Here is a 13,601-nt window from a genome sequence, read left to right as displayed (position 1 = left end):
CCCTCCTCAGGGCTGTCGGATGCGGTCGAGTTCGCGTCGCAGGGCACGGGCGGACAGCCGCCCGTACGCGATGAGCCGGTCGTCGTGGAGCAGGCCGGGGGCGAACAGCAGACGGTGGCGGGCGGCCAGTGCACGGCCCTCGTCGGTGTCGAGGGACACCTCCGTGATCTCGGCGTCCACCTCCTCCAGCAGCTTCTTGGCGCGGTCGCACCACGCGCAGTCGGCCTGGGTGAGGAGCGTGAGCGCGATCATGACCCGACCCCGTCCCTGAGGTCGGCGAGGAGCTTGTCGACGGCGACGTACATCGTGTAGTCGGGGGCGCCGCCGTAGTCGGCGCGCCAGCGGATGGTGCCGTCCGGGCCGACGAGCAGGAAGCTGTGTCCGTCGCGCGAACTGCCCATCATTCCGTACTCGTTGGCCTCGTACTGCTGGGAGACCTTCAGACCGGGGTCGGAGAGCACGGGCGTGCTCAGGCCCATGTCCTTCGTCTTGCGGGCGATCAGATCGGCGGGGTCGCCGGTGATGGAGACGATGTCGTCGATGCCGGCGGCCTTCACCTTGCCGGCGGACTTCTCCAGGGCCGTGAGCTGGTCCCAGCAGGGTTGGCAGGTCAGGCCCTCCTGGAAGTAGAGCAGGACGTTCTTGCCGCGGTAGTCGCCCAGGCCGACCTGCTTGCCGGTGGAGGCCGTGAGCCGGAACGCGGGGGCGGCCCGGCCGACGCCGGGGCTGCCGACGGCGTACGACGTCCCGCTGCCGGCGGTGTTCTTGGCCGGGGACGTGGAGAAGACCGCGTACAGCACGACCAGCGCCACCACGGCGGCGAGCCCGCTCAGAATCCAGGTCAGGCGTCGCCGCCGGGCCGGCCGCGCGGCGACGCTCGCGTGATCGGGCCGCCGGATCGGGGGCTTTTTGGCGGTGGTGCTCATACGGGGCGGTCCTCTCCTGAGGTGGCGGTGACAGGGGGCTGCGACGGCTCGCAGCAGTCGGCGGGGGAGGCCCCCGCCGCGGCGCCGGGGGAACGCCGGGCGGGGGCGGTCAGGTGGGCGCGCGCCTGCCGGAACAGGAAGGCGGCGAGCGCCGGCAGGAGAACTGCAAGCGCCCAACCGGGCAGCCAGCCCAGTGCCTTGGTGACCTGGGCGGCGGCGTGCTGCAGATCGGCCGCGACCCGTACCCGCCAGCCGCCGGAGGCCATGTCCGGGCCCCGCACCGCCTGGACGAGGGTGAGCGCGCCCATGGCGACGAGCAGGATCCCGGAAGCCGCGCTGCCGAGCGGCATGCTCCGCTTCAGCCGGCCGAGCCGCAGGGTGGCCTGGCGCCCCTGAAGCAGCCGACCGGCGCCCCAGTCGCGGCGGTCCCAGACCAGGGCGAGCAGACACAGCGGCGCGACCATCCCGGCCACGTATGTCAGTGAGACGGCGAGGGCGGCGGGGAAGGAGGCGGCCGCGCCGGAGAGGACGGCGACTCCGGCGAGGACGGGAGCGCAGCAGGAGCCGGCCGCGCCGGAGAAGACGCCGAGCCCGTAGACCGAGCCGAAGCCGTGCCCGGAGGGAGCGCGGCCCGCGATCATCGGCAGCTGCGGCTTCCAGCCGGCCAGCAGGGCGACACCGCCGACCGCCATGGCTCCTCCGCCCAGGGAGAAGACGAGCAGATGGTGGCCGGAGATCAGCGCGACCAGTGCGGTGGCGCCGAGCCCGATGGGCACGATCACCGTGGCCACCCCGGCGGCGAAGACGAGGGTCGCGGCCAGGATTCCCGTGCGTCGGCGGAAGCCGGTGGCCAGGTACGCGGGGAGCATCACGGACACGCAGCAGGGCGCGAGCAGGGCCACCACCCCGCCGAGGAAGGACGCCAGCAGCGTCGTGCCGAACAGCAGCTCACTCACGCCGTGGCCTCCCGGAACTCAGAACCTGAACTCCTAAGGAGATTAGGTAATGGGTGGCGGGCTGTCCACCTCGGGTCTCCGGGGGAGAGCGTCAGCGCATGGTGGTGACCTGAGCGGCGGGTGTGCCGTCCGGGCAGTAGTTCAGCTGCGTAGCGACCGCCGCCGGGCCACCGACGACCAGCAGCGGCAGGGCGAGCACGACGGCAGCGGCCAGCGAACCCGCCGCGATGCGGACGCGGCCGAGCGGCTGGTGGGGCTCGATGAGACGGTGCACCCGGCGGGCCGCCGTGGAGCCGCCGGCCGCCATCGCCGCGGCCGGAGCGCGGCCGCCTGCCACGACGAGCAGGGCCGCCGCGGTGGTCAGCCGTCCGGAGCGGGCGGCGGCCACGTCATCGGCGCGCATCTCCACCAGCCGTGCGATCTCCGTCTCGGCGGTGCGGAACAGCGGCACGCGCGGGAAGGCGCGGGCCAGTGTCTGCGCCCAGGCCAGGACAGCGTCGTGACGTTCGGCCTGGTGGGCGCGCTCGTGGGCGAGCACGGCGTCGAGCCGATCGTCGTCCAGGGTGCGCAGGGCACCCGTGGTGATCACGGTGCGGCGGTGGCGGCCGGGCAGGCAGTAGGCGGCGGGTTCGTCATGATCGAGAACGACCACGCCGCGTACGGGATCGGCGCGGCCGACCATGTCCAGCACCTCGCGGTGCTCCTGCCGCTCGCGCCGGATGCGCAGGACGGCGGCGCCGGCGCACCAGGCGGCACGTCCGAGCACCGCCAGGGCCAGTACGGCCCCGGCCGCGCCCGCCGCCGCCCCGCCGGGGGAGGCGTACTGCGCGGTCAGTGCCATCACACACGCCTGAAGCAGCTGCGCGAGGTCGGCGCTGACCCGGACCGTGGGGACGGTCAGCGCGAGTCCGGCCATCACCGCCGACGCGAGCGCGGAGACGCCGAGTGCCTGCCACGCCACGATGCCGAGGCGCGGTGCGCGTTCGGTCCAGCGGGCTCGGCCCAGCAGCCGGGGCGCCAGGGTGCCCAGCAGCACGGCGTACGCGAACAGTACGGCGGCGACGATCACTGTGGCGTCTCCCGTTGTACGGCCTCGCCCAGCAGCCGGTGCAGCTCCTCGGCCTCGCCGGGCCGCATGGCCTCCACGAAGCGGGCCAGCGTCGCGCTGCGGTCACCCGCCGCCGCGAACGCCTCGCCCATCAGCCCGGCGACGTACTCCTCGCGGCTCTTGGTGGCGTTGTACCTGTAGGCGCGGCCGTCCTTCTCCTTGGCCAGCCAGCCCTTGCGGAACAGGATCTCGGTGACGGTGTGCACGGTGTTGTACGCGGGCTCGGGATCACGGCCCAGGCGGTCGAGGATCTCGCGGACGCGCAGGGGCTTGCCCGCCTGCCACACCGCGTCCATGATCGCGGCCTCCAGCTCGCCGAACTGCGGCACCCCGGCCCTCCCGGTCTCTCTCGCTCGTCTGCGACGTCTCCGACATCCTAAGCGGCCTAGGTGGAAGGCCGGGCGGTCCCGATGATCGACGGTGACCCGGGGTTGGCCCGCCCGTTGATCCGGAAGACGAAGCGGCGGATCTCCTTGACGGTGAAGCCCGCTTCCTGGATGGCCCGTTCGGTGTCGCGGGTGACGTCGCAGCCGCCGCCGAGGGCGTGCCACAGCGGATTGATGATCCGTTGCAGCCGGAAGAAGCGCGGATCGTCGGAACGTACGTGCTCGTAGAACCGGATTTCGCCGCCGGGCGCCAGGACCCGCCGGGCCTCCGCGAGCGCGGCCGGTACGTCCTTGATGGTGCACAGCACCAGCGAGAACACCGCCACGTCGAAGCTGTCGTCGTCGGCCGGCAGCGCCTCCGCCCGACCTGCCCGTACCTCCACCGGGACGGCGGCCTCGATGGCCGCCTCCTCGGCGCGGGCGCGCAGCCTCGGCTCCGGCTCCACCGCGACCACCTGCTGCACGTCGGGTGGGTAGTGCACGAAGTTCGAGCCCAGGCCGGCCCCGATCTCGATGACGCGACCGTGCACGCCGGCCAGCAACTCCTGACGATGCTCCACGCAGCCGTGCGCCTCGGCGAAGGCGTTGATGCGCGGGTAGATGCGCGCGAACAGCGGATGCGAGACGCCTGTGCCGGCCATGGCACCCTCCTCGGCGGCGGTGGGCGGGGGAGCGGCCCCCACACCTTCCCCTAAGAAGCTTAGGAATATTGTCGCGACGGCGTCCAACGTGGCCCCTTCGCCGGCCACGGCGCTGCCCTCGGCCATGCGGGCAACCGACTCCTTCCAGACCGGCTACACCTCTTCTCTCCATCGCGCCCAGGTAGCAGTGTCCAGGCTGTCGTGAGGACCGAGGCGGGAGAGTTCGGCGCCGTCGCGTCCCACGGCCACGATGACGGGACGGGCTCCGCGGTTGATGTGTGGCGGGGACGTCCACACAGCGATGAGGCCGCGCTGTTCGGGAGCCTCGATCCGTCGGGCGCCGATGAGAACGTGCCCCACGTCCCGTCCGACGCGCACCTTGGCGCAACCGATCCACGGGGCAGCGGTGAGGGAGCCCGGCAGGTCAAGGCGTCGGGTGAGGCTGAGGGCGCCCCCGCCGTCGTGAACGTCGAGCACATCCACGTGGACAGGACCGTCTCCGGAGCCGCTGCCGCCCCCCACGTACCGCCACTGCTCCTCGTACCACTCCAGGAGCATGGTGTGCTCACGCATACGCGACGACTTCGGACGCCACACCATCCAGATCGCCCCGACACCGGCATCGACATCGGCCGACACCACGGTCAGCACACACCGCGGCATCCACCACGGCTGCGGCTCGGCTCCCGCGAGCACCCGCCTCACCACGCCCCGCAGAAAAGTGTCCAACCGGGGGCCCGTCCACACGGCCTCGCCCCATGCCCGCATGGGCGTGCGATACCCGGCGCGCGAGGACATCAAGCCCCGCCCGCTCGCCCTGCGCTGCTGACAGGCCGGCCTCATCCGCGCCCTACATCGGGCAACCCTCATCCAACTGGTCGATTGCAGGAGCGACGCAGGGCGCGGTGTTGGCCATCTCACCTTTTCCACCCCGGAGTTCAGCATGTCCGCCAGACGTCGGCCGGTAGCGTTCTGGCATCGGCAGAGGGAAAGCGTCGGAGGTCCAGTGGTGATACGGCGAATGGCGGTGGCCGTCGTGCTGCTGGCCGCGACCGTGCTGCTGCACTTCGCTACGCCGCACCACTCCGGGACCACTCTCACCGGTGGAGCCGTCATGGCCCCGGCCGTGGAACCGGAACCCAGGAAGCTGCTCGGACCGGCGGCCGTGGCGGAACACGCACACTCGGGCTCCGACCACCACGCCGAGGCGCCCGACGCTCCTGCCTGGCTGCCACGCGCGGCGCAGCCCCACAGTGAACCGCCGGTTCTGGACGAGGCACCGGGCGATCCCGACACCTCGTCCGCAGGATCCGGGCCCGCACAGCCGCGCACAGCGAGAGACGCCTGGAACCCCGCCGCCGGAGCGGCACCCACACCAAACACCCTGCAGACGTTCCGCTGCTGATCGGCAGCGTGCGGCACCACCCCTGAACCACACGTACTCCCGGCTCCCTCGCGAGCCACGGGGTCGGTGCCGTACGCCCACTTCGCGCCCTTTCCCGTTTCACGAAGAGCACGAGGCCGATCATGCAGTCACTCATCGACCACGCCCGTACGTTCCCCGCGAAGATCGCCGACCGGCAGGAGGAGTTCGAACGGCTGGCCCGGGGGCAGCAGCCCCAGGCCCTGTTCATCTCCTGCTCGGACTCCCGGGTGATCCCCTCGATGTTCACCGGCGCCCGCCCCGGTGACATCTTCGAGCTGCGCACCGCCGGCAACATCGTCCCTCGCTACCGGCCGCAGGCCGCCTGCGGTGTCGCCGGTTCCCTGGAGTTCGCCCTCCAGGCCCTGCAGGTGCCCGACATCGTCGTGTGCGGGCACTCGCACTGCGGTGCCGTACAGGGGCTGATGCGGGAGCAGAACGTCCGGACCATGCCGCTGCTGCGGCGCTGGCTGTCCTGGGCCGAGTACCGGGCTTCCGGAAACGAGCCGTGGCAGACCCAGGGGCTGGGCGAGGACCCCACCGCCGTCGCCCAGCAGCACGTGCTGACCCAACTGGAGCACCTGCGCAGCTACCCGTACGTCGCCCGCCGCATCACGTCGGGGCGGCTGCGGCTGCACGCCTGGTTCTACACCGTCGAGACCGGCGAGGTCCTGGCCTGCGCGCCGGGCAGCCGCACCTTCAAGCCTCTGTAGGCCGACCGGGCACGGCCCGCATGTCCGCCTCGGTCGCTTTCCACGCGACGTTCCTTCCACCACAGAAAGAACGCCATGAACTCTGCTAGTTCCTTTTCCTTCTCGTCCTTCCGGTCCGCGCTGCGCACCGACTTCACGTCCTCGCTCGTCGTCTTCCTGGTCGCCCTGCCGCTGTGCGTGGGCGTCGCCGTCGCCTCCGGTGTCCCGGCCGAACTCGGTCTGATCACGGGCATCGTGGGCGGCCTGGTCACCGGGCTGCTGCCCGGCAGCAGCCTCCAGGTCAGCGGGCCCGCCGCCGGCCTGACCGTACTGGTCCTCACCGCCGTGACCGAGTACGGGCTGCCCGCCCTCGGCGTCATCGTGCTGGCCACCGGTCTGCTCCAACTCACCCTCGGAGCACTGCGGTTGGGGCGGCTCTTCCGGGCGATTTCGCTGTCCGTGGTGCACGGCATGCTCGCCGGTATCGGCCTGGTGCTGATCGCCGGGCAGCTGTACACGCTCGCAGACGAAAAGGCCCCCGGCAGCGGTACTTCCAACATCGCGGGCCTCCCCGCCCTGGCCGCCGATGTCCTCGGCTCGGGAGCGGCACTGACCGCGGTCGGGATCGGGGGCGGCACCATCGCGGTCATGGCCCTGTGGAAGAAGCTGCCCGGCAAGGCGCAGCTGCTGCCCGGCCCGCTCGTCGCGGTCGCCGCCGCCACGGTGGCGACCCTCGTCCTCGACCTCCCCGTCGCGCGGGTCAAGGTCAGCGGTCTGCTGGAGGCCGTACAGCCCCCCGCTCTCGGTGACTTCGGGAAGCTCGCCGACGTCGGCCTGCTGACCACCATCGTCGCCTTCACGCTCATCGCGTCGGCCGAGTCGCTGTTCAGCGCGGCAGCGGTGGACCGGCTGCACAACGGACCGAAGACCGACTACGACAAGGAGCTGATGGCCCAGGGCGCGGGCAACACCGTGTGCGGGCTGCTCGGCGCGCTGCCGATGACGGCGGTGATCGTGCGCAGCGCGGCCAACGTCCAGGCGGGCGCCCGCACCAAGGCCTCCCGCGTCCTGCACGGCGTCTGGCTGCTGCTGTTCGCCGCCCTGCTGCCCGGCGCCCTCGGCATGATCCCGACCGCCGCGCTGGCCGGTGTTCTCGTCCACGCGGGCTTCAAGCTGCTGCCGGTCAAGGAGCTGGGGCCGCTCTGGCGTGAACATCGGGGCGAGGCCGTCGTGCTGGTGGTCACCGCCGGCGCGATCCTGGTCACCAACATGTTCGAGGGCGTCCTGATCGGCCTGGTGCTCGCGGTCGCCAAGACGGCCTGGGAAGCCTCGCACGTCCACATCGACGTCGACGACAGCCGTGAGGGAGCGGCGCAGGTACGCGTCCGAGGGCATGCGACCTTCCTGCGCCTGCCGCACATCCTCGACACCCTGGAACGCCTGCCGGCCGACCGCGCCGTCGAGCTGAACCTCGCCGGGCTGCGCCACCTCGACCACGCCTGCATGAGCGCCCTGCAGAACTGGGCCGACCAGCACAACGCGCACACCGTCCAGCCCGAGCGCACCCGCGCCCGGGCATGAGTCCGGCCCGTGGGGCGGTGTCCCGGCCGCCCCACGGGCTCTCGGTCAGATACGGCGTGAACAGCCATGAACGTTCACCCGTACCCCTTGTCGTACGCCGGTCCGTCGGCGCGGGCAGAAGAGCGGATACGGAGAGGCACGTGCTTCAGCAGCCATCACGAGGGCGCATCGGTCGCATCCCGCCCACCGCCACCCGCCTCGTGCGAGGTGCCGCCCTGACGGCCATCCTTCCCCTGGCCGCGGCATGCGGAGCGGGCGAGGACGAGGCCGGCCCGCGCGCACGCTCCCGTACGACTGGCCCGGTCCGCTCCGGCACGCCACTCGTGCTCGGTCACGTGATCAGGTGGCACGGTCGCTCATCATTCCCTACCGCCCGGGCCGCCCGCTCAGGGCTGTGCGGCAAGTGCCTCGGCCGGCCGCTCGGGCCTCCGGGTGGAGAGGTTCTGAGAGTTGGCCGGCTGACTGCACGTCAGCACGGCCTCGCGCAGCCAGCGATGAGCGGGATCGTTCGCTCGCCGAATGTGCCACGCCTGCTGGTAGGCAAATCGAGGGAGGTCCAGGGGCGGTGTGAATTTCCGTAGTGCCCTGTGCCGTTGCATGGGCCCCACCGCCCGGCCGGCAACGGTCAGGATGAGATCGGTGCCCGCGAGCAGGTCCACGGCCGCACTCCAGTGGGGCAAAGTCACGGCGAGATGCCGCCGCAGTCCCCGCGCGGCCAGAGCTGTCTCGATCTCGTCGTTCGCATCGGGGCGCATGGCGAGCATGATGTGCGGGCGCTCCAGCCACTCCTCCAGAGACAGCTCGCCCTGTGCGGGCAGTACCGCCTTGTCCGCCAGGCTGATGAACTCTTCCTGGAAGAGAGTCTGAACCTCGATGTCCTCGGGCACGTCGGGAAAGACTCCGAGCGCGATGTCGAGTTCGCCGTCTGTGAGCTGAGCCAGCATCGCCTCCCGGCCGGCCTGGCTGATCGCGAGATCAAGGCCGGGCGCCTCGTGGCGCACATGGCGTACCAGCGGGGGCAGGACGATGCGCGACGCGTAGTCCGACAGGGAGAGCCGAAAGCGCCTGCGGGTGAGCGACGGGTCGAAGTCGGGTGCGCTGAGCAGCCCGTTCAGGCTGGTCAAGGCGTCCTCCAGTGGCTGCGTCAGCGCCTCGGCGCGTGCCGTCAGGACCATGCGGCCGCCATGCCGTACCAGCAGGGGATCACCGAACCGCGTCCGCAGCTGTGCGAGCGCGTGACTGACGGCCGGCTGGCTCTTGTTCAACCGCAACGCGGCACGCGTGACGTGCTTCTCGGCCAGCAAGGCGTGCAGCGTCAGCAGCAGATTGAGGTCGATCCGACGCAGTTCATCCATGCGGCGAATGATACGGATGCACACAAAGCATTTCCATAAATGAACCTGATGGCGGATGGTCGAAGTGTCGCAGCGCCTGCCCTGCTGGGGACGGCGTTGCCGCAGCGGCAGTGCCGCGCTCGATCACGTGAACTCACCTCAGGAAGACCAGAAATGACGAAGCCAGACCAGGGTTTGAAGCTCTCCTACACCGACGGAAGGCCCGCCACGATCGGCGTCGAGGCCGTCAACCAGGTGCTGCGCACCGTCGGTGTCCGCGTCAGCCGGATTCCCGTTCCCGCAGAGGCTCACCCGATCCTGGAGGCTTCCAAGGCCCGGGCGCTTTCGGAAGAGGAATCCGCGGAGCTGATCTCGCTCTTCAGCCTGCACCGGGGCCGGCTGCTGGAGCAGATCGAACTGGCCGGCCGCAAGCCGGAGGCACATCGCGGCGGCTACCTGAACACCTCCGAAGTCGGGGTCCCCCCGTACCCGAAGGTGTACGACATGAAGACGATGGACGCCGACGCACGGCACGCCGTGCAGGAGCGCTTCGGCAAGCTCCACGTCAACAGCTCCGATCACGGCGTCGGCATCGACGAGGTGATGACCGTCGTCTCCGGCGGCCCCTGGACCTGGTTCTACCGACTGACCGACGGCGTGGTCGCCAAGTTGTCCGTAGGCGCCGTGGAGATCGGCGACCCGGCCTGGCGTCTGAGCTACCCCGGCCTCCGGCCCCACGGCGCCTTCCTGGACGCCGAGCACGGCCTGATCGTGGCGTACGCCCATGGCCCCGAGAAGTTCGTCATGCGGTACGAGGAGCCGAGCGTGGACGGGGCGGAAGTCCTGGGCACGAATCCGTGGATCGACTTCGGCGGCGAAGTCCCCCGGCTGCTGAACGGAACGACTCCGAACTGACCTGCGCGTCGGCCCGTCACGCGAGCCCCCAGACATCCGCAGCAGTCCCAGCCACAGGAAGAAGAATGTCCCCCATCTCCAGGGCGGCTGCCACGCGCACCCCCTCCACCGTGAGCGAATCGTCCCGTAGCGTCCCCATCCTCTGGCTGGCGCTGCTCGCCACACCGGTTGCCGCCGCCAACAACGCGGCCGTCCTGATCCTCGGCGACATGAGCCGCTCCCTCGGCATCACCACAGCCACCGGATCGTGGCTGGTCACCGTGTTCGCCCTGGCACTGGCCATCGCGACGCCACTGATCGCGACGCTGCTGCGACGGCGGGGTACGCGCGCCGCGCTGTGGCTCAGCGCCGCCTTCGTCGCCGTCGGCACCCTGCTGGTGGCCGTCTCGCCGTGGCTGCCGCTCACCCTCGTCGGGCGGGCCGGTCAGGCGGCGGGCGGCGCGGGCATGATGGCCATCGCCATGAACCTGGCCGGCACCGCACGCCGCATGGGCGTGATCAGCGCCGGGTCCGGAATGCTCGGAGCGGTGGGGCCGCTGGTCGGCGAGCGCCTCACCGACGCGGTTTCCTGGCGGGCGGCGCTGTCCATCCTGGTGATCACCCTCCTCGCCGTCCCCGCGGTCAGCCGGCACACCACACAGGCACCGCCCGCCGAGGGCCGTTTCGACGCCCGGGGCGCGGTGCTGCTGGCAGTCCTGTCGAGCGGGCTCGTCCTGCTGCCGTCGAACCCGCTGCCCGCCCTGGCCGTGGCAGCCGTCGCCGCGGTCCTGCTGGCCCTGCACATCCGGCGCCGTCCGGACGGGTACGTCCCCGCGGTCGCCCTGCGCTCCCGCCTCCTCCGCGGCTCGGTCCTGGTCGCCTTCGTCCTGTCGGTGTCGTACTTCACCCTGCTCTTCGCGATCCCGCAGCTGATCGCCGACAGGGCCGGCTGGTCGACGGGCTCGGTGGCCGCGGGCCAGATGATCGCCATGATCGCCGGATCCGTGTTCACCCTCGTCTTCGCGGCCGTCTCCGCGCGCCTGGGGCAGACCAACGTGCGGGCGGTCCTGCTCACGGTCGGGGCGGTCGCAGCGGCGGCGGCCGTCTTCGCCCACAGCGCGATCGTGCTGCTCGTGGCGATCGGCCTCGCCGTCTTCAGCGCCACCGGCGCCAACGCCACCCAGTCCATGGCCGCCGCCTCGGCCGTACCCGACCGCCAACGCCCCACCAGCATCGGCCTGTTCCAGCTCGGCTACCTCATGGGCGGAGCCCTCGGCCCGGCCCTGGCGACCCTGCTGGTGCTGCGCTAGCGCGCCGCTGTCGCGCCCGCGCCGGGAGCGTCGTACCCCGGGCGAGGGTGTGGTGGGTCAGGCGGTGCGGGTGGACCGGCGCGGGCCGCCGTACTCGCTGTCGGGGACGTGTTCCAGCCAGTCGACGTCGTCGGTCTCCCACAGGGCGATGTGGGTCATGAAGTGGTCGGGAGCGGCGCCGTGCCAGTGCTCCTCGCCCGGCGGGGTCCAGATCACGTCGCCGGGGTGGGCTTCGAGGATCTCGCCGCCGCGGGACTGGACCAGAGCGATGCCCTCGACGATGTAGAGGGTCTGGCCCAGCCCGTGGGAGTGCCAGGCGGTGCGGGCGCCGGGGGAGAAACGGACCGCGTTCGCACGGACGCGGGAGGGGTCCTCCCCTCGGTAGATGACGTCCGCCCAGGCGTCCCCGGTGAACCACTCGGTCGGCAACTTCATCGTCGGCTGCTTCTTCAACAGTTCCATGGTGTGTGCTCCGTACTCGTGACTCGTCGAGGTCCGGCGGTGTGGCCTGCCAGGTCAGGTGGAGGGGCCTTCGGTCTCTGGCCACTACCGATGAAACCGCTGGTCACGCGGGCGGGGAAGGTAACGCTGTTCCAGGTAATGACAGAACCCCCCACGCCCTGGGGAGCACACCTAGCCTGGAGAACATGGACAGCAGGAGCGAGATCAAGGAGTTCCTGGCCTCGCGCCGGGCGAGGATCACCCCTCAGCAGGCCGGCCTTCCCGCCTACGGCGGCAACCGCCGCGTCCCCGGCCTGCGTCGCGAGGAAGTCGCCATGCTCGCCGGAATGAGCGTCGATTACTACGTCCGCCTGGAGCGCGGCAACCTCACCGGTGTCTCCGAGGCGGTGCTGGACTCCCTCGCCCGGGCCCTGCAGCTCGACGAGGCCGAACGCGACCACCTGCAGGACCTGGCCCGCGCCGCCAACACCGCACCCCACAAGCGGCGCCGTGCGGCCCAGCAGCAGACACAGGTCCCGCCCAGCGTGCAGCGGATCCTCGACTCCATGACCGACGCGCCCGCGTTCGTCCGCAACGGCCGCCTGGACTTCCTGGCCGCCAACCGGCTCGGCTACGCCCTGTACGCGCCCCTGTTCTCCGACGGGCAGAAGCCACCCGTGAACATCGCCCGGTTCAAGTTCCTCGACCCCCACGGCCGCGAGTTCTTCGGCCGCCACTGGGAGGAGTCGATGAACAACACCGTCGCGCTGCTGCGCACCGAGGCCGGCCGCAATCCCCACGACAAGCCCCTGACCGACCTCATCGGCGAACTCGTCACCCGCAGCGAGGACTTCCGTGCGGCTTGGGCCCGGCACCACGTGCGCCTGCACTACAGCGGCGTGAAGTACTTCCACCACCCTGTCGTCGGCGAACTCAGTCTCGCCTTCGACGCCATGCAGATGCCGGCCCAGCCCTCACTGAGCCTGACGGTCATGACTGCCGAACCGGGCACAGCCGACGAGGACGCCCTCAAGCTGCTGGCCAGCTGGGCCGCGACCGACGCGGCACTGCCCACGCCGTCGGGTCCATGACCGGACGGAACACCCCCTTCCGCGTGATCTCAGAGCTTGAAGACGAGTTCGGCCCGGTCGCGCTTGGTGGTGTGCAACTCCCAGTAGAGGGGGGAGATCTGCTCGGGCCGGGCCGTCGGCAGGCCGGGGATGACGGCGGTGCCGATCGACACGTCGATGCCGACGTGGGCGGCCTGGACACCGGTGTCGGCGTCGGCCAGCTCCTTGTGCAGGTTCATCGCCCAGTTGCGCAGGGCCGCCGCGGCGGCGTTGACGTTGGCGACCCGCGGGTCGGGCCAGATCGAGCCGGCACCGGTGGTGTAGAGCAGGGTGCCCGCACCGGCCTCACGCATCGAGGGCAGCACCGCCTTCGTGGCGGCGATGGCCCCGTACAACTGGAAGTTCATCTCGAACTCCACATGGGACGGGTCGGTGGTGGCCGGAGCGGTCAGCGCCGTGACGCCGAACGTCCCCACCGGGGAGTACTCCAGGACGTCGATCCCGCCGAACCGCGCGGCGGCGTCCTTGAGCGCCTGAGTGAGCGCGTCACGGTCGAGCACGTCCGCGGGGAACGCGGCGGCGGTGATGCCCTCGGCGGTGAGTTTGCCGACAAGACCGTCGAGCTTGTCGCGGTTACGGGAGATCAGGGCGACGTCGAAGCCCTGGGAGCCGAAGGTGCGGGCGATGGCCAGGCCCAGCTGGGGGCCGGCTCCGACGATGGCGATGCTGGTCACAGCGATCCTTTCGAGGAACGTCGTCGAGGAGACGAGGAGGCGAGAAGATGTGGATAGCCCTATCTGATTCGGGATCCGGATAGGGCTATCCGGTTCACTGCAGCC

General features: G+C 71.1%; 17 protein-coding genes. 7 read left to right on the top strand and 10 right to left on the bottom strand.

Going from position 1 to position 13,601, the window contains the following annotated elements; translation table 11 throughout:
• Positions 1 to 6: 6 nt before the first annotated feature.
• The 7 genes from BEK98_RS27545 to BEK98_RS27515 form a co-directional block, all read right to left on the bottom strand.
• Positions 7 to 252: a glutaredoxin family protein gene (locus tag BEK98_RS27545; RefSeq protein WP_094219357.1), complete on the bottom strand. Its 246-nt coding sequence runs from the start codon at positions 250 to 252 to the stop codon at positions 7 to 9.
• Positions 249 to 926, bottom strand: coding sequence for a peroxiredoxin family protein (locus BEK98_RS27540; protein WP_094219356.1), 678 nt, complete (start codon positions 924 to 926; stop codon positions 249 to 251). The genes BEK98_RS27545 and BEK98_RS27540 overlap by 4 nt, the downstream gene beginning before the upstream one ends.
• Positions 923 to 1,882 carry a cytochrome c biogenesis CcdA family protein gene (locus BEK98_RS27535; protein ID WP_094219355.1) on the bottom strand — a complete coding sequence of 320 codons (960 nt, stop codon included), beginning with the start codon at positions 1,880 to 1,882 and terminating at the stop codon, positions 923 to 925. Before BEK98_RS27535 ends, BEK98_RS27540 begins: the two co-directional genes overlap by 4 nt.
• 91 nt (positions 1,883 to 1,973) lie before the next feature.
• Positions 1,974 to 2,951, bottom strand: a complete 978-nt coding sequence (locus BEK98_RS27530; RefSeq protein WP_094219354.1) for a M56 family metallopeptidase — start codon at positions 2,949 to 2,951, stop codon at positions 1,974 to 1,976.
• Positions 2,948 to 3,319, bottom strand: a complete 372-nt coding sequence (locus BEK98_RS27525; RefSeq protein WP_094219353.1) for a BlaI/MecI/CopY family transcriptional regulator — start codon at positions 3,317 to 3,319, stop codon at positions 2,948 to 2,950. The genes BEK98_RS27530 and BEK98_RS27525 overlap by 4 nt, the downstream gene beginning before the upstream one ends.
• 56 nt (positions 3,320 to 3,375) lie before the next feature.
• On the bottom strand, positions 3,376 to 4,017 hold the full coding sequence (locus BEK98_RS27520; RefSeq protein WP_094219352.1) for a class I SAM-dependent methyltransferase: 642 nt from the start codon (positions 4,015 to 4,017) through the stop codon (positions 3,376 to 3,378).
• A 153-nt stretch (positions 4,018 to 4,170) separates the two neighbouring features.
• On the bottom strand, positions 4,171 to 4,590 hold the full coding sequence (locus BEK98_RS27515) for a hypothetical protein (RefSeq protein WP_244202011.1): 420 nt from the start codon (positions 4,588 to 4,590) through the stop codon (positions 4,171 to 4,173).
• Between BEK98_RS27515 and BEK98_RS50175 the strand changes: the two genes are divergently transcribed.
• From BEK98_RS50175 to BEK98_RS27500, 4 genes are all read left to right on the top strand, one after another.
• Entirely contained in the window at positions 4,574 to 4,846 is a 273-nt protein-coding gene (locus BEK98_RS50175) for a hypothetical protein (RefSeq protein WP_244202010.1), read from the top strand. The genes BEK98_RS27515 and BEK98_RS50175 overlap by 17 nt on opposite strands.
• Before the next feature lie 177 nt (positions 4,847 to 5,023).
• Positions 5,024 to 5,422 (top strand): hypothetical protein, encoded by a 399-nt coding sequence (locus tag BEK98_RS27510; protein WP_143684161.1) that lies wholly within the window; start codon positions 5,024 to 5,026, stop codon positions 5,420 to 5,422.
• 122 nt (positions 5,423 to 5,544) lie between these two features.
• A complete protein-coding gene (locus tag BEK98_RS27505) occupies positions 5,545 to 6,153 on the top strand; it encodes a carbonic anhydrase (RefSeq protein WP_094219350.1) in 609 nt (202 codons plus the stop codon).
• Between the two features lie 75 nt (positions 6,154 to 6,228).
• Positions 6,229 to 7,713 carry a SulP family inorganic anion transporter gene (locus BEK98_RS27500; RefSeq protein ID WP_094219349.1) on the top strand — a complete coding sequence of 495 codons (1,485 nt, stop codon included), beginning with the start codon at positions 6,229 to 6,231 and terminating at the stop codon, positions 7,711 to 7,713.
• Between the two features lie 386 nt (positions 7,714 to 8,099).
• Here BEK98_RS27500 and BEK98_RS27495 read toward each other — a convergent pair whose 3' ends face one another.
• Entirely contained in the window at positions 8,100 to 9,068 is a 969-nt protein-coding gene (locus tag BEK98_RS27495; protein WP_094219348.1) for a LysR family transcriptional regulator, read from the bottom strand.
• Between the two features lie 153 nt (positions 9,069 to 9,221).
• Between BEK98_RS27495 and BEK98_RS27490 the strand changes: the two genes are divergently transcribed.
• Positions 9,222 to 9,962 (top strand): hypothetical protein, encoded by a 741-nt coding sequence (locus BEK98_RS27490; protein ID WP_094219347.1) that lies wholly within the window; start codon positions 9,222 to 9,224, stop codon positions 9,960 to 9,962.
• Between the two features lie 110 nt (positions 9,963 to 10,072).
• A complete protein-coding gene (locus BEK98_RS27485) occupies positions 10,073 to 11,251 on the top strand; it encodes an MFS transporter (protein ID WP_244202009.1) in 1,179 nt (392 codons plus the stop codon).
• 57 nt (positions 11,252 to 11,308) lie between these two features.
• On the opposite strand, the gene BEK98_RS27480 is transcribed toward BEK98_RS27485, so the two are convergent.
• Positions 11,309 to 11,713 (bottom strand): (R)-mandelonitrile lyase, encoded by a 405-nt coding sequence (locus tag BEK98_RS27480; RefSeq protein WP_094219345.1) that lies wholly within the window; start codon positions 11,711 to 11,713, stop codon positions 11,309 to 11,311.
• A 185-nt stretch (positions 11,714 to 11,898) separates the two neighbouring features.
• Between BEK98_RS27480 and BEK98_RS27475 the strand changes: the two genes are divergently transcribed.
• Positions 11,899 to 12,783, top strand: coding sequence for a helix-turn-helix transcriptional regulator (locus BEK98_RS27475; protein ID WP_094219344.1), 885 nt, complete (start codon positions 11,899 to 11,901; stop codon positions 12,781 to 12,783).
• 29 nt (positions 12,784 to 12,812) lie between these two features.
• On the opposite strand, the gene BEK98_RS27470 is transcribed toward BEK98_RS27475, so the two are convergent.
• Positions 12,813 to 13,496, bottom strand: coding sequence for an SDR family NAD(P)-dependent oxidoreductase (locus tag BEK98_RS27470; RefSeq protein ID WP_094219343.1), 684 nt, complete (start codon positions 13,494 to 13,496; stop codon positions 12,813 to 12,815).
• Positions 13,497 to 13,601 lie beyond the last annotated feature (105 nt).

The organism is Streptomyces diastatochromogenes, from assembly GCF_002242805.1.
Taxonomy (GTDB): Bacteria; Actinomycetota; Actinomycetes; order Streptomycetales; family Streptomycetaceae; genus Streptomyces; species Streptomyces diastatochromogenes.
This window is presented reverse-complemented; position numbering and strand designations above follow the sequence as displayed.